16 protein-coding genes are annotated in these 21,870 nt (G+C 52.0%); 6 read left to right on the top strand and 10 right to left on the bottom strand.

What is annotated here, in order from left to right; all coding sequences use genetic code 11:
* Nucleotides 1–3 precede the first annotated feature (3 nt).
* From ACO0LM_RS14445 to ACO0LM_RS14435, 3 genes are read left to right on the top strand one after another with little or no spacing between them, the layout of a single operon-like run.
* Nucleotides 4–900, top strand: a complete 897-nt coding sequence (locus ACO0LM_RS14445; RefSeq protein WP_423038119.1) for a GDP-mannose 4,6-dehydratase — start codon at nucleotides 4–6, stop codon at nucleotides 898–900.
* Complete coding sequence (locus tag ACO0LM_RS14440; protein WP_423037986.1) at nucleotides 897–2,084, top strand: glycosyltransferase family 4 protein; 1,188 nt, start codon at nucleotides 897–899, stop codon at nucleotides 2,082–2,084. Before ACO0LM_RS14445 ends, ACO0LM_RS14440 begins: the two co-directional genes overlap by 4 nt.
* A gap of 12 nt (nucleotides 2,085–2,096) precedes the next feature.
* On the top strand, nucleotides 2,097–3,221 hold the full coding sequence (locus ACO0LM_RS14435) for a glycosyltransferase family 4 protein (protein ID WP_423037985.1): 1,125 nt from the start codon (nucleotides 2,097–2,099) through the stop codon (nucleotides 3,219–3,221).
* A 179-nt stretch (nucleotides 3,222–3,400) separates the two neighbouring features.
* Here the strand turns inward: ACO0LM_RS14435 and ACO0LM_RS14430 are convergent, their stop codons facing one another.
* The 3 genes from ACO0LM_RS14430 to ACO0LM_RS14420 are packed head-to-tail and all read right to left on the bottom strand — an operon-like array spanning nucleotide 3,401 to nucleotide 6,914.
* Complete coding sequence (locus ACO0LM_RS14430) at nucleotides 3,401–4,645, bottom strand: ABC transporter ATP-binding protein (RefSeq protein ID WP_423037984.1); 1,245 nt, start codon at nucleotides 4,643–4,645, stop codon at nucleotides 3,401–3,403.
* Nucleotides 4,642–5,436, bottom strand: coding sequence for an ABC transporter permease (locus tag ACO0LM_RS14425; RefSeq protein WP_422989838.1), 795 nt, complete (start codon nucleotides 5,434–5,436; stop codon nucleotides 4,642–4,644). The genes ACO0LM_RS14430 and ACO0LM_RS14425 overlap by 4 nt, the downstream gene beginning before the upstream one ends.
* Before the next feature lie 23 nt (nucleotides 5,437–5,459).
* Nucleotides 5,460–6,914 carry a mannose-1-phosphate guanylyltransferase/mannose-6-phosphate isomerase gene (locus ACO0LM_RS14420; protein WP_423037983.1) on the bottom strand — a complete coding sequence of 485 codons (1,455 nt, stop codon included), beginning with the start codon at nucleotides 6,912–6,914 and terminating at the stop codon, nucleotides 5,460–5,462.
* 463 nt (nucleotides 6,915–7,377) lie between these two features.
* On the opposite strand from ACO0LM_RS14420, the gene ACO0LM_RS14415 reads away from it, so the two are divergent.
* Nucleotides 7,378–8,571, top strand: a complete 1,194-nt coding sequence (locus ACO0LM_RS14415) for a class I SAM-dependent methyltransferase (protein ID WP_423037982.1) — start codon at nucleotides 7,378–7,380, stop codon at nucleotides 8,569–8,571.
* A 1-nt stretch (nucleotide 8,572) separates the two neighbouring features.
* Nucleotides 8,573–11,932, top strand: coding sequence for a glycosyltransferase family 4 protein (locus tag ACO0LM_RS14410; RefSeq protein WP_423037981.1), 3,360 nt, complete (start codon nucleotides 8,573–8,575; stop codon nucleotides 11,930–11,932).
* Nucleotides 11,933–11,981: 49 nt separating this feature from the next.
* Here ACO0LM_RS14410 and ACO0LM_RS14405 read toward each other — a convergent pair whose 3' ends face one another.
* From ACO0LM_RS14405 to ACO0LM_RS14380, 6 genes are all read right to left on the bottom strand, one after another.
* A complete protein-coding gene (locus tag ACO0LM_RS14405) occupies nucleotides 11,982–12,956 on the bottom strand; it encodes a hypothetical protein (RefSeq protein WP_423037980.1) in 975 nt (324 codons plus the stop codon).
* Between the two features lie 12 nt (nucleotides 12,957–12,968).
* A complete protein-coding gene (locus ACO0LM_RS14400; protein WP_423037979.1) occupies nucleotides 12,969–14,492 on the bottom strand; it encodes an MBOAT family O-acyltransferase in 1,524 nt (507 codons plus the stop codon).
* Nucleotides 14,493–14,548: 56 nt separating this feature from the next.
* Nucleotides 14,549–15,358: a Crp/Fnr family transcriptional regulator gene (locus tag ACO0LM_RS14395; protein WP_423037978.1), complete on the bottom strand. Its 810-nt coding sequence runs from the start codon at nucleotides 15,356–15,358 to the stop codon at nucleotides 14,549–14,551.
* 345 nt (nucleotides 15,359–15,703) lie between these two features.
* On the bottom strand, nucleotides 15,704–16,063 hold the full coding sequence (locus ACO0LM_RS14390; RefSeq protein ID WP_423037977.1) for a VanZ family protein: 360 nt from the start codon (nucleotides 16,061–16,063) through the stop codon (nucleotides 15,704–15,706).
* Between the two features lie 16 nt (nucleotides 16,064–16,079).
* Entirely contained in the window at nucleotides 16,080–17,318 is a 1,239-nt protein-coding gene (locus tag ACO0LM_RS14385; RefSeq protein WP_423037976.1) for a tetratricopeptide repeat protein, read from the bottom strand.
* Complete coding sequence (locus tag ACO0LM_RS14380; protein WP_423037975.1) at nucleotides 17,315–19,135, bottom strand: CHASE2 domain-containing protein; 1,821 nt, start codon at nucleotides 19,133–19,135, stop codon at nucleotides 17,315–17,317. The genes ACO0LM_RS14385 and ACO0LM_RS14380 overlap by 4 nt, the downstream gene beginning before the upstream one ends.
* A gap of 507 nt (nucleotides 19,136–19,642) precedes the next feature.
* Between ACO0LM_RS14380 and ACO0LM_RS14375 the strand changes: the two genes are divergently transcribed.
* The gene (locus tag ACO0LM_RS14375) at nucleotides 19,643–21,025 is read left to right on the top strand and encodes a FecR family protein (protein ID WP_423037974.1); all 1,383 of its coding nucleotides are present in this window, start codon (nucleotides 19,643–19,645) and stop codon (nucleotides 21,023–21,025) included.
* Between the two features lie 311 nt (nucleotides 21,026–21,336).
* Here the strand turns inward: ACO0LM_RS14375 and ACO0LM_RS14370 are convergent, their stop codons facing one another.
* Nucleotides 21,337–21,525 carry a hypothetical protein gene (locus ACO0LM_RS14370; protein WP_423037973.1) on the bottom strand — a complete coding sequence of 63 codons (189 nt, stop codon included), beginning with the start codon at nucleotides 21,523–21,525 and terminating at the stop codon, nucleotides 21,337–21,339.
* Between the last annotated feature and the right edge of the window lie 345 nt (nucleotides 21,526–21,870).

Here is a 21,870-nt window from a genome sequence, read left to right as displayed (position 1 = left end):
GCGATGCCACGCGCCCTGATCACAGGTATTAAAGGTTTTACAGGTCGCTATCTGGCGCAAGAATTGCAGGCTGCTGGTTACCGCGTATTTGGCACGACTCACGGTGCCGAATCACAGGGGCCGGACAATTTTTCGGTTGACCTGTGTGACAAACCAGGTTTGCGTCAAGTGCTGGAAGACGTGCAGCCTGACGTGGTTGCCCACCTGGCGGCGATTTCGTTTGTAGCCCACGGTGATGCAGAAGAAATTTATCGCGTCAATGTGGTCGGAACGCGCAACCTGCTGGAAGGTCTGGCTGCGCTCGACAAGAAACCACGCGCCGTGCTGGTGGCCAGCAGTGCCAATATCTATGGCAATACCAGAACAGAAGTGATTGCAGAAACCGAACCGGCACTGCCAGCAAATGATTATGCTGTCAGCAAGCTGGCGATGGAACATGTGGCGCGTTTGTGGATGGATAAATTGCCCATCATTGTGACCCGCCCTTTCAATTACACTGGTGTCGGACAGACGGAAAATTTCCTGCTGCCTAAAATCGTTCAGCATTATCGACGCCAGGCGACAGATATCGAGTTGGGCAATCTGGATGTCGCCCGTGATTTCTCCGATGTACGCACGGTTGCCCTGGCTTATGCACGTTTGCTGGAACTGGCACCGACAGGGCAGACCTTTAATATCTGTTCCGGCACTGCATACAGTTTGCGTGAGGTGTTGCAGATGGCTGGCGAGTTGGCTGGTTATGCAATCAAGGTGCATGTCAATCCCGCATTTGTGCGCGCCAATGAAGTACATAAACTGGTGGGTGATGGTCGTCGCTTGCGCGAATGCATAGGTGATCTGCCGCAGATCACCTTGCGCGATACACTGGCCTGGATGCTCCAGGCAAAGGATGCAGCGTGAACGTCGTACTCTCCATTGAGGCCATACGGCCGCCGCTGGCGGGCATAGGCCGATATGCGTGGGAACTGGCGACACGTTTGCCGACACAACCCGGTATTGGATCGGTACGGTATCTGTCGGATGGCTTTTGGCGCGAGTTACCGTGTATCGAACAGGCACAAAAAAAACCGCCAACAATCAGTGCCAGATCAGTCCAGCCCGCCAAACCCGGATATAAAGAGCGCCTGCGTCAGCAATTGGGACGGGTGGAGGCATTTTCCCGTTTGTACGGAAAAATCCTGCCAGTGCTTGCAGGCCATCAGTTGAATCGGGTTGCCAATGGTTTATTCCACAGCCCGAATTACTTTGTTCCTGAAAGCCGTTTACCCAGCCTGGTGACCATACACGACTTGTCGGTGTACCGTTATCCGGAATGGCACCCAAAGGGCAGGGTGGTACGCATGCGTACTGCCATACCGGAAGCTATCACACGTGCCAGCCTGGTGATTACGGATTCATTGGCAACCCGTCTGGAAGTCTTGCAGGAATTTGGCCTGAAAGAACAACAGGTGCAGGCCGTACCATTGGGAGTGGATGAGGTTTTTCATCCTTATACCGCAGCAGAGGCGGCCCCGATATTGAAAGAATTTGGCTTGCAGCCGGATGGTTACAGTTTTTTTGTCTCTACCATAGAGCCACGCAAGAACCTCACACATTTGCTGGCAGCCTATCGTGGTTTGCCACAACCGCTTCGTGAACGCTGGCCACTGGTGCTGGTTGGTGGCGAGGGCTGGCAAAGCGAGGCCATACACGACGATATAGAAAAGGCCGGGCGTGAGGGTTGGCTAAAATACCTGGGTTTTGTCGATCAGCAATTACTGCCTATACTATATGCTGGTTGCCGTCTGTTTACCTATCCATCGTGGTATGAAGGGTTTGGCTTGCCCATTGCCGAAGCGATGGCCAGTGGGGTGCCGGTACTGACTTCCAATTGTTCGTCCATGCCGGAAGTGGCTGGCGGTGCTGCCATGCTGGTGGATCCGGCGGATGTGGATTCCATACGGAATGGTTTGCGTCAGGCCCTGGAAGACGAAGACTGGCGGGCTACAGCAAAGGCACGCGGTTTACAGCGTGCTGCAGAGCTGACCTGGGAAGCCTGTGTACGCAATACGGTTGCCGCGTATCACCTGGTTCAATCCAGATAAGGACGGCGCATAGTGAAAGTTCTGCACTTCTACCGCACCTACTACCCCGACACCTATGGTGGCGTGGAGCAAGTCATACGCCAGATGGCGGTAGGGACGACGCGCCTGGGTGTGGAAAACGAAGTGCTGACACTGACACGTGAACCAGGGCGACCGCTGATCGAATTTGAAGGACACAAGGTCCATAGAGCACACCTGAATTTTGAAATTGCTTCTACCGGCTTTTCCTGGTCTGCCCTGTCCCGTTTTGTCGAGCTGGCGGCGCAGGCCGATGTGGTGCACTATCACTTCCCCTGGCCATTCATGGATATTGCCCATTTTCTGGGGCGCATCAAAAAACCCAGCGTTGTTACCTATCATTCGGATATCGTCCGTCAAAAATACCTGCTGAAGCTGTACGCACCGCTCAAGCACCAGTTCTTGCGCGATGTCGACCGCATCGTTGCCACTTCCCCCAATTATCTAGCCACCAGCCCGACGCTGGAGTTGTACAAAGATAAAACCGAAGTGATTACCTATGGGCTGGACAAGAGTATCTATCCCGTCCCCTCACCTGAATTACTGGCGCACTGGCGTCAAAAAGTAGGTGAAAAATTTTTCCTGTTTGTGGGAATGCTGCGCTACTACAAGGGTTTGCACATTTTGCTGGAAGCGGCGGCAGACACCGGCATTCCCATCGTCATCGTTGGTGACGGTCCAGAAGAAATCGAACTGAAGCGCCAGGCTGAAAGCCTGAACCTGAAGAATGTGCATTTCCTGGGGGCTTTACCGGAACCCGACAAGGTCGCCTTGCTGACCTTGTGCTATGCCCTGGCTTTTCCATCCCACCTGCGTTCAGAAGCATTTGGCATTTCCCTGCTGGAAGGGGCGATGTTTGGCAAGCCCATGATTTCCAGCGAGATCGGTACCGGCACAACGTATATCAACGTGGCAGGCCAGACCGGGCTGGTAGTGCCGCCCAGTGATCCGGCTGCATTCCGTCAGGCGATGGAATATTTGCTGGCGCATCCGCAGGAAGCGGCACAAATGGGGCAGTGCGCGCAGCAACGCTATACAGAATTATTTACTGCCGACAAAATGGCGAGCAATTATGCTCGCCTTTATCAACAGGTCATTGACCAGCATCGCCGCCAATAAAAATAGGCTGGCGGCGAGCTGTTAGAACGTGTTTACGATCTGTAGCGAGCGAGCGTCAGCGGGAGTGAAGAGCAGCGCAAAAAGCGGAATGTACTTTAGTACATGAGCATTTTGAGCAGCGCATGAGCCCCGATCACGCCCGCGCAGTAAGATCGCAAACACGTTCTTAGCAGTCAATCTCAGGCAGCTTCTTGCTTATTAATCTGGAATTCGCCACGCAACCAGTTACTGCCTATGAACTGCGGATGCTCAACATTGATGACATCAAACACCAGCAGGTTATCGGACCATTCATAGTTTTCATCCAGATGGGTTTCCGCCTTGGTCAGCGCCGTGGTGACAGAATAAGACCCTGGCCCCAGCGGGCATTCAAATGGCAGGACGAATTCCAGGGTATCCCCAGCCTGCAAGCCATGTTGTACCTGACCGGTATGCCAGGTGTTGCTACCCCAGATGACGCTGCCCTGTTTGTCGCGCAGCATCAGACCCAGCACCAGTTCCGGGATATCCGCGCGTAACTGGACTTCTGCCACCAGCTTCACTTTTTGGCCTACCTGTGCCGCAGCCAGTACCTGATCGCTGTCCTGGGCACGCAGACTCAATTTGGTGACGGAAGCCTGTCCGGTGCCAGAACGGGTTTGCAACCAGCCTTGTTCGTTGCGCTGCTGTTCAATCTCGAGTTTTTCATTTTCCTTACGTGCAATCATGGCATTGTAAAAATCCACGACTTCATCGGGTGCGCCCTGCTTGATGACGCAGCCTTTGTCGATCAGGATCACGTGATCACATAAACTGCGTACGTCACTCATGCCATGGGTGACCAGGATGATGGAGGTACCCTGTTCCTTGAACTGGCGTATGCGGTCAAAACTGCGGTGCTGGAAATAGCTGTCACCTACTGAAAGGATTTCATCCACGATCAGGACATCGGGGCGTACTGCAGTTGCCACGGCAAAAGCCAGGCGTGCCTGCATGCCACTGGAATACACGCGTAGCGGCTGGTCAAAGAAGGCACCGATTTCGGCGAAGCTTTCTATGCCCGGCATCAACTGATCCAGTTGCTCGCCACTAAGACCCGTCAAGCCGCCCGCCATATAGGCATTTTGCCGGCCCGAGAATTCCGGGTTGAAACCCAGTCCCAGTTCCAGCATGGCGCTGATGCGTCCACTGACAGCAATATTGCCGGTAGTAGGGCGTACTGTTCCGGTGATCATCTTCAGCAGTGTACTTTTGCCGGCACCGTTCTGACCGATGATGGCCACTGCCTGTCCCGCAGGTACATTGAAGCTGATATCGCGATTGGCCCAGTATTCATAGGCAGGTTTGACCGGCAAGCCAGCCCATTGCAGCAGGCGCGAGAACAGGCCGCCGAATTTCGTATAGCGTTTACCAACGCCGGTGACACTCAATACAATTTGACTCATAGCGCGTCCACCAGATCTGCGCTGGCACGCCGGAAAATCCAGAAAGAAAATAGAAACAAACCTGCTGACCACAAGAAAGGTGTCAACAGATCGGCCAGGGCAGGATGTGTGCCATACAGCATCGCATTCTGATAAATCTTGACCAGCGGTGTAATCGGATTCAGGTTCAACATGACAGCATAGCGTTTGGGCAGGGTGTCACTCAAATACACCACCGGTGTGAACCAGAACCACAATTGCAGGACGATCCCCATTACCTGGCCGACATCGCGCGAGAATACATTCAGCAGGCCCAGCAAGATTCCCAGACCAAATGCAAACATGACGATCAATAGCATGCCTATGGGCAAGGCCAACCAGGCCAAGGTCGGCATATGGCCGAAGAACAGGAACACCACGGCAATCGCTGCCAGCAACAAGAGGTGGTTCAACAGGGCACTACCGCCGACGATCATCGGCAGGCACAGTCGCGGGAACGCGATTTTCTTGAGTGTATTGGAATAGTCGATAAACACCGTGGTACAGCGCGTGATGATTTCCGAAAACAGGCCCCAGGCAGACATGCCCGCCATCAGATAAATGGCATAGGCAGACTTGTTATCGATGTTTGGCATCTTGGTGGCCAGCACTTCGGATAACACGATAGCGAAGATGGTGGCCTGCGCCAGTGGATTAAGTATCATCCATATGGCCCCCAGTTTACTGCGGGCAAACCGGCCTGAAAATTCAGCCTTGATGGACGATAGAATAAAGTGACGGTAATGCCACAGTGAGAGAAGTACGGCTTTCAAAGCTTTGCTTTCCTTAACGGGAATTAACCCGCGACACGACCATAAATATCATCAAAACGGACGATGTCGTCTTCGCCAAGATAGGCGCCAGATTGTACTTCAATCAGTTCCAGATCGGTGATTCCCGGATTTTCCAGACGGTGTTTGACGCCAAGAGGAATATACGTGGATTGATTGGCCACCAGGGTCATGACTTCGTCACCGCGTGTCACCAGAGCAGTACCACTGACCACGATCCAGTGTTCGGCGCGGTGGTTGTGCATTTGCATGGACAGGCGGCCACCCGGTTTGACCACGATGCGTTTTACCTGAAAGTGTTCGCCGCTATCCACAGAGTCATAGTGCCCCCAGGGGCGGTAGACTTTACGGTGATTGTCTGTTTGTGTGTAGTTTTCTTCTTTCAGCCTGGTCACGACCCGCTTGATATTCTGGGTATTGGCCTTGTTGGTGACCAGTACCGCATCCGGTGTCTCTACCACGATCACATCTTCCAGACCGAGGCAAGCCACCAGGCGACTGTCGGAAATCACCAGGCAATTGCGCGAATCTTCCAACAATACATCCCCATGCACGGTATTGCCGCGATCATCCTTGTCAGATACCTGCCACACGGCATCCCATGCGCCTACATCTGACCAACCGGCGTCAAATGGCACGACATAGCCGGGGATATTCAAGCTATGGTCACTGCCAAGTTTTTCCATGACCGCATAGTCGATGGAGTCGGCAGGACAGGACAGGAAGGCTTCTTTGTCGACACGGACAAAATCGCAATCCAGGCTGGCCTTTTGCATGGATGCCTGACAGGCAGCATGCATGGCCGGGTTAAAGTGCTGTATGGCTTTCAGCCAGGTGCTGGCGCGCATCATGAAGATGCCGCTGTTCCATAAATGACGGCCACCTTGCAGGTATTGCTGCGCCACTTCGAGCACCGGTTTTTCTACAAAGGCCTGCAATTCGCGGACTTGGGTACCTGCCACCAGGTCGCCAGTCTGGATATAGCCGTAACCAGTCTCAGGGCGGTCAGGAACTATCCCGAACGTCACCATGGCACCATCCAGCGCCTGTTGCAAGCCGTTTTGTATGGCCTGGTGAAAGCCAGGTTTGTCATTGATCACGTGGTCTGCCGGCATGACCAGCAATACCGCGTCGCTGTCGCTGGCGATGGCGGAAAAAGCGGCCAGTGTCAGTGCCGGGGCCGTATTGCGGCCGGCTGGTTCCAATAGCAGCGTGCAATCGCTGAAGCCAGCGACCCGCAACTGTTCTGCCGTGATGAAGCGGTATTCTTCATTGCAGACCACGATCATTCTTTGGGCAACGCCAATACTGCCATCAAAGTCGCGCACACGTGTGGCGGTTGCTTGCAGCATGGTTTCTTCGCCTATCAGGGCGAGCAATTGTTTCGGGTGCTTTTCACGAGATAGCGGCCATAACCGGGTTCCGGAACCCCCGGAGAGAATGACAGGCTGTAATAACATGTTAACTTTCTTGTGTTCTTTGCCGTTTGGCAGATAATTATAAAATATAAATCTTTTGCAATACGACGCCCGCGCCTGTCGTTCAGGGTACGGCGGATGTGGGTAAGCGCTGAATACGCTAAACTGGCGGCATCCGGGTGGTTAAACTTTAGCTGCACTAGCAGAACATGACTTCTTGCAGCGCGGCTGGCATTTCGTAGAAATAAAGCTGGCGTCGATAAATTCGTCGCAGTTTACATCATCATTTATACTTCTACCCCTTTTTGCGGTTCAAAAACTGATCATTTGCCGCTAATTATGAATAAAACACTCTGATTATATGGCGATACAGAACAAATCCGAATCCGAAATACAGCAGCTGGCTGAAAAGGCCAGTGTCATACAGCATCGCAGAAGACATGGCACTCCTGTGCAAGATGTGGCTCAACAAGTGGTAGCAAAACAGTCAAAAGCAAGGGAAGGCATGAATCCGGACTCCGGCGCGGCAAACCAGAACCCGCAAGCGGGGCCTGCACCGGGCTCCCTGCCCCCAGCCCCCGGGCTCAGGCAAAAAATTCGTCGTATACCGGGGCTTGGTTATGCACTGGCCTGGTGTAATGCTTTATTGCGTCTTCCGCGTACCCGTTTTCAGACCGAGGTGGCGTTAACACAATTGCATGGCCGGATAGACGGTTTGCAACAGCAATATGCTGATTTGCAACAGCAACTCCATGTGCAAAGCCAGCGTATTGCCGAACTCGAAGCGCCCAAGCTTGCCATGCGCATGGATCAATATGACGCACTGGACATAGGTAGCCGCCTGATGCAGCTTGATCGCCTGCAAATTGGGCGGCAGTTACGTTCGGTGAATCTGATGATGCGGACCAGTCTGCAAAATGAACGACATCAGGCTGGCAACATGGTCAATACGATTATTGATCAGACCGATGTTCCGGCCAGGGCCTTACTGCCCAAGCCAGTAATGCAGAGCCCGGTTGCCACCAGCGATTTTGACCAGGACCAGTTTTATCTGGAATTTGAAGCCTTGTTCCGCGGTTCCCGTGAAGATATCAAGGACCGCTTGAAGGTCTATTTGCCGTATTTGTCGGCTATCAGCGCTGAACCCAAAGACCAGCGCAAAATGGTGATTGATGTCGGTTGTGGACGCGGTGAATGGTTGGAATTGCTGGATGAGCAAGGCATTCCAGCCATGGGCGTGGACATGAACCAGTCCATGGTCAATGCCTGTCTGGACCGGGGTTTTCTGGTACGCCATGCCGATGCCATCGCTTACCTGCGCGAACAAGAGGCTGGCAGTATCGGTGCGGTGACCGGCTTTCAGATTATTGAGCATCTGCCATTTGAGCAATTGATTGCCTTGTTTGATGCTGCCCGTCATGCCTTGTGTCCTGGCGGTGTCATTATTTTTGAAACGCCGAATCCGGAAAATCTGAAAGTCGGCGCTTGCAACTTCTATTTTGATCCTACGCATTTGCATCCGATTGTGCCGCAGGTGGCTGAATTCATGGCGCGTCAACGCGGTTTTGCGCATGCCGAGATTTTGCGCCTGCATCCCTACCCCGACGACCACTTGCTGCACGGTGGAACGGCGGTGGAAGCAGTGATCAACAAAGAGTTGTTCGGTGCGCAGGATTATGCAGTCATAGGTCGCAAATAAGATGCAGATACATCAATTCAGCCCTTCCTGCGGAAGAGGCGACGGCGTCAGCAATGGCATGTTTTTTACCCGCAGTCTGTTGCGGGAAATGGGCTTTGAATCGGCTATCTTTTGCGACCTGGTGCAGGATGAAGTGCGCGACGAAGTCAGGCACATCAGTGAACTGAACCTCGGCAGCAGCGATGTATTGCTGGTGCATCATAGCCTGGGGTATGAAAACTGTGCGTGGCTCAAACAGATCAAAGCCCGCAAGGTGCTGGTTTATCACAATATTACGCCACCTCAATTCCTGCCAGAAAACGGCTTGCCTGAACTGAGTATTCTGGGACGGGAGCAATTGAAATTATGGATGCCGGATTTTCAGGCAGCGATTGGTGATTCGGATATCAATTGCGCCGAATTGCGTGATGCAAATTACCCGAATATTGCGACTATACCTTTGCTGGTGGATGTGACGCGATGGCAGGGACATACCTACCATGTTGAACGGATCAACAGCTTGCGTGATGCCCACAATATTCTTTTTGTCGGACGGTTTTGTGAGCACAAACATCAATTGCAACTGGTCGAGATGTTGCAGGAATTACGCTATTTTTCGCGCCAGCCGGTACGCCTGATACTGGCCGGTGGCGTCACCAGCATGCCATATGAACAGCAGGTACGTGAACATATCCAGAAGCTCGGTTTGAATACCCAGGTAGTGATCACCGGAAAAGTGGATGAGGCTGATTTGCTGGCACTGTACCGCAGTGCCGATGTGTATGTCAGTCTGAGCGAGCATGAAGGTTTTGGTATGCCTTTGATCGAGGCCATGTTGCATGACGTGCCTGTGATCGCCCGCACTACAGAAGGTGTCAGTGCCACCATGGGGGCCGCAGGTATGCTGTTGGACGCCGACGTCAGCCCGGCGACCTGTGCTGCACATGTGCACATGGTGTTGAGTGAACCAGCGTTGCGCCGGCGTATCATTGCCACCCAAAGGCAAAATGTAGAACGTTTTTCCAGGCAGCAGATCAAGCACGCGTTACAGGCATTCTTGCAAGGGCTGGACGTGTCCATTCCCCATCCAGATACCGGTTCAAGCGCTGCTTCTGCTGCCAGGTGGCAGCTGGAAGGGCCGTTTGATTCCAGCTACAGCTTGGCGATCGTGAATGCGGAACTGGCCCGGGCATTGTCACCACAAATGGAAAAACAGCATCCTCTGGGCTTGCGCAGCCGCGAAGGATATGGCGATATTGTTGCATCTGCGGCTTTTCTGGTAGCCAATCCGGATCTGGCGGCCATGCAGGAGCTAAGCCGGAATGCAAGGGACATGCCCGACCTGGTGCTGCGTAATTGTTACCCGCCGACGCTGGACGACATGCAGGCCAGAGTCCGGGTAGTGCATTCCTATGGATGGGAAGAAACCGGTTTTCCTGCTGAATTTGTGAATGAATTTAATCGCAAGCTGGATCTGATTACGGTGGTATCGCGCTTTGTCGGCAAAGTATTGCGTGACAGTGGTGTACGGGTGCCGATTGCTGCGGTGGGTAATGGCGTTGATCATTTGCTTCATATCGCAGCCGAGCCACTTGCGCAGGACCTGTTGTCGGGTTTGAAGACCTATCGTTTCCTGCATATTTCATCCGCTTTCCCGCGCAAAGGGGTGGACGCTTTATTGGCCGCCTATGGTCAGATTTTCCGCGATACGGATGATGTCAGCCTGGTTATCAAGACTTTCCCGAATCCGCACAATGACGTAGCCGAACAACTGTATACGATGCAGCAAGCGGATGTCCACTTCCCGCATGTGTGCATCATTATGGATGACTATTCCAAAGGAAAAATAAAGGCCCTGTACGAGGCATGTGATGCGGTCGTCGCTCCCAGCCGTGGTGAGGGTTTCGGTTTGCCAGTGGCAGAAGCCATGTTGATGAAACTGCCTGTCATCACCACGGCCTGGAGCGGGCAAATGGATTTCTGCAATGATGGCCGGGCCTGGTTATGTGACTATCATTTCGCCAAGTCGACATCGCACTTCAGTTCCTCGCATTCGTCCTGGGCCGATCCGGATATTGTGCACCTGGCGGCCTTGATGAAAGAAGTCCATGCCTGTCCTGCCGACTTGATTACTGCAAGGACAGAAGCAGCATATGATTTCATTTCTCAAAATTATGCCTGGGCGAATGTCGCCGACCGCACGCGGCAGGCGATTGCTGCGCTTGAGCAGCAGCCACTGTTGCGCAAGGAACCCCGCATAGGCTGGATCAGCAGCTGGAATGCACGCTGCGGCATTGCATCCTATTCCTCTTTCCTTTCCTCTGGCATACCGGCAGACCGGCTGGTATTTCTGAGTAGCTATATCCCGGAAAGAACGGCGCGCGATGCAGCTAATGTCATCCGTTGCTGGGAAGCCAGCATGGAAGAAACACTGGACTATGCTTACCTGAATATTCAGGAGCAAAAACTCGACGCCATCGTGGTTCAGTACAATTTTGGTTTCTTCCCTTTGTCTACATTGGCAAAACTGATAGAGCGCCTGAAAGCAGACCAGATTCCGGTGTATGTTTTCTTCCATTCCACGGCGGATGTCCCATTTGGACAGGACGTGATTTCTTTGCGGAATATCGTGCCCGCATTGAAAATGGCAGAGCGCCTGTTCGTACATGGCATTGATGACTTGAACCGGCTCAAGGATTTTGGGATAACAGACAACCTGGTTTTCTTCCCGCAGGGGCTGATGCCTACCCAGGTGCGTGCATCATCGCTGATAGATGCACGACACCTGGACGGCAAAACCGTCATTGCCGCCTATGGCTTCTTGTTGCCGCATAAAGGCATATTGTCCTTGATCAAGGCATTTGCCATGCTGGCAAAAGAGCATGAGGATTACCGCTTATTACTGGTGACTTCACTGTATCCGGCGGGCTTGTCGCAACATGAATATCATCTATGCTACGGCCTGACGCATGAACTGAACATACAGGACCGTGTTACTTTCCTGACCGACTACCTGACAGATGAAGTCAGTCAATCCTGGCTGCAGCAAGCCGACCTGATTGTTTATCCTTACCAGCAAACACAGGAATCTTCGAGCGCTGCTGTGCGCATGGGCCTGGCATCGGGGTGCCCAGTCGCGGTGACGCCGTTGTCAATTTTTGACGACGTGAAAGAGGCGGTACATATCTTGCCAGGCACTGAACCAGATGATCTGGCCCGTGGCATTGCCGCTATCCTGGATGACCAGCAAGCCTTGAGTGAGAAAGCTGCTCAGGCGCTGGCATGGACTTCAACCCGCCAATGGCCAGCCTTGTCACAGCGTTTGTTGAATATCATCGACGGTGTGGCCAATACTCTGGATATAGAAATCGGCAGGCTGTAAGTCTGGTGGAGCCAAGTTGCAGACCTGCGGTTAGAAACTGTTTACGATCTTAGTGACCGCAGGCTGTTTGCGGTCTGGTATGCAATAGCTGTATCAGGCGGGCAGTATGCTTGGCTCGGGCCCAATCCTGCAAATGATGGTCGGTATCGAAAAACCAGCTTGCCGGATACATGAAATCTTGCGGCTTGCCCAGAAACTCCACCCCAAGTTGCTTCAGATGGTCTGGCAATTGTGTGTAAAACAGTTGGTCTTCTGCGTCTGTGTCATATTTTGCGTGGTGCAGCAACACGGTGGGTACGGCTATCAGGCAGATTTGCTGACTTTTTGCCCATAGTGCATAGTCTGCGATGCTGTTCCAGCCACCGGTTTCGGTATTGGCTCTGTGGCCATAATTCCAGGCTTTGACTGCTTTGACAGCAGCGATGTCGCCAGGCGTGCGTTCAGCGGGGCTGGTATGGGTTTGATCACCACGCGCATCCAGATGGTGGGCACCGTAAGTGCCACTGGTCACTGGCGCGTCGGGTAAATGGCGCAATCCATTCAGCAAGCGTTCTGCACTCAGGCCTGTAGCAAATTTCAATTGCCCGCCACGTCCCAGGCTGCGCCAGTAATCGAGGTCGCGTGCCATGACGTAGTCAATGACCTGGGCATTGGCTTTGCCTTCATCCAGATACAAGGCATATTCCATCGGCATCAGGATAATGTCGCCGCGACGGGCCACCCGTTTGGACAGGTCCAATATATAGGGCAGGCCGAGTCCTGCATTGACGCCAAGATTGATGACCGGGCGCTGCCAGTCTTGCTCCAGCATGCCGGAATCTATGCCAAACAAGGCGTTCGAGCCAGCGACGATCAATACCCGCGGCCCGCTGGCTTGTTGCGCGGCATGTATTTTGTGCTGGTAGGCATCAAACACCCAGCGCGAGCTAGCGGTGCCAGAACCCAATTGGTATTTGATACCTATGATCCATGAAACCGACCCTATGAGAAAGATGCTTGCGACGCTGATCCAGAATTTTTTCATGCCCTGACTTCCTTAAAAATTGAAGTAGAGGAATTCTGTGGCGGGTCGCACGGCCATCCATTTCAATGCCAGCCAGAAACAAGTACCGCAGCCTATGCCCAGTGCGACCTGCATTCTGGAAGCGATGGTCTTGAGGCGGACATTGGCATCGGCTTCATAGGAGAGCAGTTGCACGGAATTAGGCAGGCACCAGACGGTCAGCAGGCCTAACCCTATCCATGCCCACGCCAGATCCGGGGAAGCGCTGAGCAAGCCTTCTACAAACTGTACCGGGGCATGCCAGGGCAAGGCAGGCATGGCACTGCCAGAGAAGGGGTGCAACAGGGCGGCATACATATGCAAGGCACTGTTCATGTCGGTGGCCCTGAAGAGTATCCAGGCAAACGCCACCAGTAGAAATGTCAGGCCGATCATGATGACATCGGGCAGGGTTTGCCATGCTTTTGTCAATGCGGGCCTGCCTTTCAGCAAGTGATGCCAGAAATGATTGATAAGTAACATGCTGCCATGCAATGCCCCCCACAGCATGAAGTTCCAGCCTGCACCATGCCAGATACCGGCCAGCAGCATCGTCAGCCACAGATTGCGATAACGTTTGACTTCACCATGACGGTTCCCGCCCAGCGGAATGTACAGATAGTCACGCAAGAAACTCGACAAAGTCATATGCCAGCGGCGCCAGAAATCGATGATGGATGTCGCTTTATAGGGGGAAAAGAAATTGACCGGTAATTTGAAACCAAACATCAACGCCAGGCCGATGGCCATGTCGGAGTAAGCTGAAAAGTCGAAATACAATTGCAATGTATAAGCCAGCATGGCTTGCCAGGCCGCCTCGCCGCCCGGCACTGTCAGTCTGGCCAGTTCAAATACCGGACTGGCATAGCGCGCCAGGCTATCGGCCAGGATAGTCTTTTTGAACAAGCCCAGCGCCAGAAAAGAAAAGCCGGTCACCAGTGCTTCCTTCTGTGAAAACAGAGGGTTGCTGTCGATGTTGGCTTGTGCAATCAGCGGTTTGTGATGAACGATGGGGCCGGCAATCAATTGCGGGAAGAAAGAAACAAAGAACAGATAGTCGAGTGCATCATGCCTTTGCACTTGCCCGCGCCGGCAATCGACCAGATAGGCAATCTTCTGGAAAGTCACGAATGAAATGGCGAGCGGTAAAACGATAGGGTCGAAGGGGGGCGCGGCCTGAAACAGGGCAAACAGATTTGCCGCAAGAAAATACGTGTATTTGAAGCCCCCAAGCACTAGCAGATTGAAACCTATGCCAGCTTTTAGCCACCACCCGGCGCGGCGATCAGCACCTTGCTGACGGACATGTAAAATGCGCCCCCCCAGCCAGAAATTGATGCTGATGGAAGTCAGGAGTACCACTAAATAACGGACATCCCAGACTGCATAAAAAAACAAGGAGGCGAGAACCAGCCAGCTCAAGGCGACGCGTAGCCCGGCCTTTTTTTGCAGCAATAGCCAGATTGCCAGCGTGACCGGCAAAAACACAAACAAAAAGCCAAATGAGTTAAATAGCATCGTCAGCCAGGCGATTTAGCGTAACTGATAGTGTGATGGTGCAGCGGTGCATGGTTTCAAAGACCGGCGCCCAGGGCCAGTTTCTGCAATTCATCCGGCTTGCGGATGATGAGGCGGTGCAGGTCTTTTTCGACGATACCTTGTTGCGCCAGGTGCAATAGTGCCCGGGTGACGGTTTCACGGCTGGTATTGATCATCATCGCGATGTCCTGGTGGGTAGGCAGGTTTTCGATGACTTCGAGATTACCGGGCATGATATTTTTGAACAAGGCAATAAAGGCGTAAATCCGCCGCGAGGTATTGCTGATACTCAGCAGCGCCCGGAATTCTGAATCGCGCTGGATTTTCTCTGCCAGATGTCGCAGCATCATATTGGCCATGGCCGGCGAGTGGGAAAACAGGTGCAGTGCTGTGACGCTGGGTAAAAAACCGACCAGCACATTACTCAAGGCGACGACCGAGGCTGATCTGGGAGTGCCGTTGATGATGGCAATTTCACCGAAGAAATCTCCCTCCTTGAGCATACGCAGACCGATGGCACGTCCATCTTCCGTGACATCGACGACTTGCAATTGCCCGGACAGCAAAAACAGCAGGCTGTCACCGATGCCGCCTTTTTGCAGTACCACGTCGCGCTTGTTGAAATGGCGGACGCGCATATCAGCTTTGACCTTGCCCATGTCTTCATCGCTCAGACCGGTCAGCAGGGGAATATTCCGCAGGTTGATGGTGATTTGATTGACTTTGACCTGGACCTTGGTCTGTATCGGTATCTTGATCTGCAATTGCCCGGGCAAGGCACTAACCTGCTCCGTAGCCGGGGCCTTGCTATTGATCACAGCGACTTCATTATTTGATACTGTCATTGCTTAATCCATTGTTGCGGCCGACACGCCGTCTGATTTGACGATGGATTTTCCATTCGCTTCATGCAGCTATGTGTCATCCACGCATCACATGATGATTTTAGTGTTAGATGGTGACGACTATCACAATATCAAATCATGTCTGCAAAGTCTGCCTGGGCATCACCATTCCCTGCCGGGATAGCTTACCGTTTAAAGCAACCGGTCTTTATTCCGCCTATTTTCACCGATTTTTTGTGATTTTGGCGAAAGTCCGTATAAATGCACAGTCTTTATTCGCAGGTTTCTGCTGCTTTCATGCCTATTTAATATGTCTGTTCTATCAATGTTGCAGGCATATGCGGCTTAATTGGCTGCGAGAATATAGTCCAGTAGCAGGCAAACCAGCAGTCCTGAACTGATGCCTGCAGCATTGGCAAGCAGGTCTTTCCAGCAAAATTGACGCCCAGGCACAAAACCTTGCAATAACTCTATGCAAAATCCGGCGACCAGCAAGCCGACAGACCAGGCCGCCAACTCATGCAAATTTGCCACGAGTATGCGAGCAATCAAGACCATGCCGCCAAATGCGACAAAATGGGCAAATTTGTCGTGTTTGATCGGCGGCATCCATTTGGCTGGCAACAAACTACCTACACACACCAGCATTGCCGACAGGGCAAACAGCCAAAACACGGCCTGGCTGGTAAAAACTGATAACTCCATCTATGCTGCATCCTTGCTAAAAATTCTGCCACTGCCAGCTCAATTGCAGAGTTTTGCCATTGTATTGAAGGATGGATATATTTTCTTTGTTATTTGTGGCCCTAAATTCCAGTTGCAATGTCTGCCGGTCGGCCATCACCCAACTCACTGCCGCTTTCAGCATTTGTGTATCCTGGCTCCGTGCGACCTCGATCAGATTCGGGGAATAGATGGTCTGGCTTTGCCATAACTGCCGGTTCCAGCCGAGTTCAAGCTCATAGCGCTGCCATAGTTGTCTTCTGAGATTCAGGAAGCTGTAATAGCCCTGACGATGCCCACCCTGGCGATCAGCATGAGCACGGTCAGCCATATAGGCCAGCCCACCTTGCAGCAGGAATTTTTCATTCTCATAAGAGAGCAGGCCACGTAGTTCCCAGGTATGCGCATCAAAATTGGACAAGGTCGGATACTGGACATTGCTATAGCTGGCAATGGTGCTGAAATGCCAGGGACTTGATTGACGGGCTGGCGGTGTCAGGCGCAACTGCAGAATTTCTTGCTTTTGATACAACTGACCTCCCAGGGTCAGCAGGCTGAACAGGCCGGTTGCGCGAAAATTATGGTCCCGCCAATTCCATGGTTGTTCCAGGCCAAACGCAAGGGCGGCAGTATTGAATGTCGACAGGGATTCGTAATTGCGCAAGCGCAACTGTGTGTAAGCCAAGGTGCCAGTTTTACCGAACTCTTGCGAGGCATTGGCTGATACCGTGGCGAAGCGGTCTGCTTTGGGCTGGTATTCTGGCAGGAGTTGCAATTCCAATTGTTGTGCGCCGCTACCCAGAATGAAGTTGGGGTTGCTGGCACCCTGGTTCACATTGCTGTCATAGCCGGCTTCCAGTGTCACCGCGAATTTTCTGTCCGGATTGCGTGGAATACAATTTTTTGGCTGTAATAATTCAAGCTTGTGCAATTGCTCACCGGACAGCGGCAAGCTTGCCTTCATGGTCTGGAACAGCCTGTCCGCTTCTTCCTTATTGCCAAGTTCACATTGCAGCATGGCCAGATCAAGCAGTGCACCCCCATGCTGTGGCATTTTTTCTATGAGCTTGGCCAGCATGATTTTGGCGTCATCATGGCGTTTTTCACTGATGGCTTTCAGGGCGTCAATGTAGAGTGCGTCATTTTCTGTGCCATCGTCGGCACGCGCTGCTTGCTGTGTCAGCAGGGCAATCAAGATGCAGAGTGGTAGCTGGCGCAACAGTTTGAAACCCCTCATGCAGAAACCTCTACCGTATAGATGGCAGTCGGTTTTTCCTTGCCTTTTAACAGGCGTTCTCCCAATGACTGGAAATGATGCCTGGTTGAACCATCGACAGTGCCCTTGCCGATGATGATGTCGTAAGGGTAATGGCGTGCGGCATCTTCCAATCGTGACGCGGTATTCACGCTGTCCCCGACGGCAGTATAGATGCTGCGGAATGAACTTCCAAAATCTCCTGCGATGGCGATGCCGCTTTCTATGCCAATTCGTACTCTAATCTTTTTTCTCCCTTGTAGCTCATATTGGGTACTTAATTTCCTGACGTTTCTGACGATCTCGATCGCTGCATCGACCGCCAGGTCGGCATGATTTTCAACCGGCAGCGGTGCACCCCAAAAGGCGACCAGGCCATCGCCAGTGTACTTGTCCAGGGTGCCACCCTTTGCCAGCACCGGCGCTGTCAGACACTCCAGAAATTCCCGCGTCAAACTGGCAGCCTGTTCCATCGGCAAATTTTCTACCTGGCTGGTATAGCCTTCCATATCAGCAATGAGCGTGGTGACGTGAAGCTGACGCGGCGCCAGGGGGTCTTTCAAGTCACTACGCAATAATTCCTGCACGACTGCCTTGGCTACATATTGCTGCAATGTTCCCAGCAAGCGGCGCGATTTGCGTTGCGCTGTTTGCCAACCAAAAGGAACCGCTACCGCCAACAAAAAAAAGTTTGACATCAAGGGGCTGACAGGTGAAAACCACATGTCATGCTCAACCACCTTGTAGGCCAGCACCATCCAGAGTGCGGACGCCGCTGCCAGCATCAGGGTATTCGACAATGCCGAAAAGCGCGGAAACATGAATACCGCAATGCCGGCAGTCAGTGCACTGAACAGCAGGGCAATCAGGCCACCTGGCCACTTCTCATAGACACGTCCTTCCTGTTCATCAAGCAAGGTGGTCAGCGCCTGCGCATGGACCAGAAAACCGCTGGTCAAATGAGACAGCGGTGTTGGTACGCGATCTGCCAGACTCAGGGATGACGAACCGATAATAATGTATTTGCCGCGCAAAGTTTCGAGCGGCACTGCATCCTGCAAAACATGTAAGGCGGGTACCACATCATATGACGACAAGCTGCGGCTGTACTCTACCCGTGAGAAACCATTTTCGTCGACATCTGAAAAGCGGCTTTTCGCCCGGAATAACTGCTCCGGCCGTATCTTGGAACAACATTCGAGCAAGACCCGCGACAAACCGTCATACACTTTGTCACCGAAACGAGTCTGAACCGGAATTCGTCGTAAAGTTCCGTCCTTGTCCGGGACAAAACCAATATTGCCGATAAATCGTGCCTTGTTCAATCCTTCATGATTGGCGATGTAACCTGTTGCACGGGCCATTCTGGGAGGATCGCCGGGTTTCGGCGCAGCCAGTGGTTTGCCACCTGTCAATTGACCATTGCGCGCAGGTGTTGACTTATCCCTGCTAAAATCGAAGGCCTGGGCCAGCACTACCGGTCCGTGGGCGGCCAGCATGGCGAGCCTCTGGTCACCGACGGTATCTTTCTGTTCTTCAAAGTAAATATCCAGCGCGACACCACGCACATCAAACTCTACGATCAGTTTTTCTATCAGATCCGCAATCCGGGTACGTGGCCACGGCGCCGCACCCAGAACATCGATACTGTGGTCATCAATATCGATCAGGGCCAGTCGTTCCTCTGGCAACTCTTTTGCGCTGAACCGGACAAAGTGATCACGCAGCCATTCATCACCAGAAAACAGGCGATCAGTCTCAGGCAGCCATTGATTGACTGCACAGAGCCCTACCGCCATTGCCGCGATCAACAGCCATAAATAAGTTTTTGCCTGGATGCGCAAAAAAAAATTAAGTGCATGCCTCATGATCAGGTAAGAAGAGCCGTTGAATTATTCACTGTGCAAGAGGTATTTGATTGTTGTGCCGATCAAAATTTATTCGGCTGCATGATAATCTGAAATGTTTAAATTGTGCTAATTTTTACGCATCATTTTTGTGCAATACCATCAATTCAGCGTGAAAACATGCGATGAAACAGGCAATCATAAATCGGTGGTGTCTCATTTTCACCTGCAATCATGGCCTTCTGATCCCGTCATGTTGTGGATTTTTATAATAATCCCTCTATTTTCAATGGCTTAGGCAAAAAATGATATAGTAGCTGGAAATCGTAAATTGTGACCGTCATCACAATAATATTTGAATATCAGTGGATAATAACAAAATAAGTGCTGATATTGACTGGAACAATGGGTGTCCGGTAGAAAGAACTTTGCCAGAACATGGGCAAGTGAGGATTAAATATGAAAAGCAACACCGAAAATGCGCTGCGCCTGTTGGCAAAATGGAGCCTGGCATTTCTGCTGGCGATTCCTGCAATGGCGTTCGCCGGCGAGGCCGCGAAGGTGACTGCCATATGGGGCAAGGTTGAAATCGACGGCAAGACTGCTGTCATCGGCAGTGCTGTGCAAGAAGGTTCCAGTATCAAGACAGGAGCTGAAGGCTACATCTATATGAAAACCATTGATGATGGCCTGTTGATTGTGCGCCCCAATAGTGAAGCGCGCATAGTGACTTATCACGTGGATAAAAAAAATCCGGCAAATACCAGCATCAAACTGGAATTGCTGAATGGCGTGGCGCGTAGTGTTTCTGGCAGCGCAGTCAAATTGGCAAGACAAAATTTCCGGTTTAACACGCCTGTGGCTGCCATCGGCGTGCGTGGTACTGACTTCACCGTCTTTACTACCGCTGATACAACCCGTATTGCAGTGGTTGAGGGGGGCGTCGTAGTCAGTGGTTTTGATGGTGCCTGTTCTCCACAGGGACGTGGTCCTTGCGAAGGGAGTGCCGCCACGGAGTTGTTTGCGCGCCAACAGGGGTTGTTGCTTCAAATCAATAAAGGCCAGAATAAGCCGCAGCTATTGCAGGCTGCAGCGGGTCTTGCGCCTGATGCAGTAGCGCCACCACGCCCGGATGAGCCTGGCGTCAAGGCAGCCGCTGGCGGTTCTTCGGCATCGGTTGCGCCTACAGTAGTTGATCCTAACCTTGATCCGACCAAGGTTGGTGGAGTCAAACAAACCGTTGCGGTAGGAAATAACTCCGGTATCAATACAGGAACTGGTAACGGTAATGGCACCGGTACAGGTAATGGCAGCAGCGCTGCCCTGACTAATACTATAGTGTGGGGGCGGTGGATTGATGTGCTGGGGCAAGGTGCACAATTTGATGTGATCAAGCTTGAAAAAAGTGGTGCTACCACTGTCGGGCTGAACAACCGCTATCAGGTGTCTGTCAGCAAAGGAGCTGAATGGCAGGTGCCAGCCACGGGAACAATGGGATTTTCCTTGATGGATAGCCAGGCTGTCGTCGTCGATCAAAAAGGACTGGAAGCTGCTGCCAAGCTTGAGAACGGTAAGTTGCAACTGGATTTTGCAAAATCCAGTTTTGCCACCAGCTTTGATTTGTTGACCGGCAGTGAGCGTTTCGCCTTGCAGGCACAGGGAGTTGTTGGTGCCAACGGGGCTTTGGCTGGCGGCGATCAAAATACTTACCCTAATAATATGCAGGTGAATGGTGCGGTCACGGCAGAAAAAGGCGGTACTGCGGCTTATGTATTCTCTTCCAGGCTAGACAATGCTGGTAATCGTTATGCTTATGGTGTGACTTACTGGAATAAGAAATAGTTTTTGGCACTAATTTGCAAAAAGGCTCCGCGATTGCGGAGCCTTTTTGTTTGTGTCAATGACTTTCTTTGTGATTGATAGCTTATTTCGTTGTTTTTTTACGTCAATGTGCGATGCTTATTGCAAGACAGTCTTTTTGGCAATAAAAAGTCTGGTTTCTCGCAATGATTGCTTCAGGTGCCTTGATGAACGAATTACGGTCAAACAATTTTGTGAGCAAACGTAACTTGGACTCTGCTTAAATTACATGTCAAGAGCATCCAATACGCTATTAATGTGCGCGTTGTGTTCCTGTATGGATGCGGACATTCTCATTGCTGCTCTCTATAGCTATCGTCCCGTCTGCCAAAGACGCAGATTTTTCCCGCGATTTGCCATTGCTGCTGCATAGCAAAGGGATAAATGATTTCTGCATTTCCTGTAACGTAATATTCATTTGGGTTTACCGGGAAGCTCCCCTTATAATAATAGGTTGGCAAAGTCACATCCGGATTTTCCATTTGCAAGCTGTTTCTGCAGAACAAATCGAAAACCCGGGAAAGATGAGCGCCAAATGTTGTGTTGCCTTGCTTTTTTTTGAGAATGTGATTTGCATCACATCCTTGATATGGTGCATCTGCGACTATCTGCTTGCCGTAACGCGAGTAGGTGCCTAAAAAGCAAGCTTCGCACTTTTTAAATCATAAATTAGGAGTTCTAAATGGCTAATGCAGCTAGTGATATCCAAAAGCTTTACATCGCTTATTTCAACCGTCCAGCGGACCCACTGGGTCTGGCGTATTGGACAGCGTCGAGCCTGTCCCTCAAAGACATCGCACAAAGCTTCTCCGTACAAAAGGAATACG

This window comes from Undibacterium sp. Di26W, from assembly GCF_049340265.1.
Lineage (GTDB): Bacteria > Pseudomonadota > Gammaproteobacteria > Burkholderiales > Burkholderiaceae_D > Undibacterium.
The sequence above is the reverse complement of the archived record's forward strand: the minus strand, read 5'-3'. Positions and strand labels throughout refer to the sequence as shown.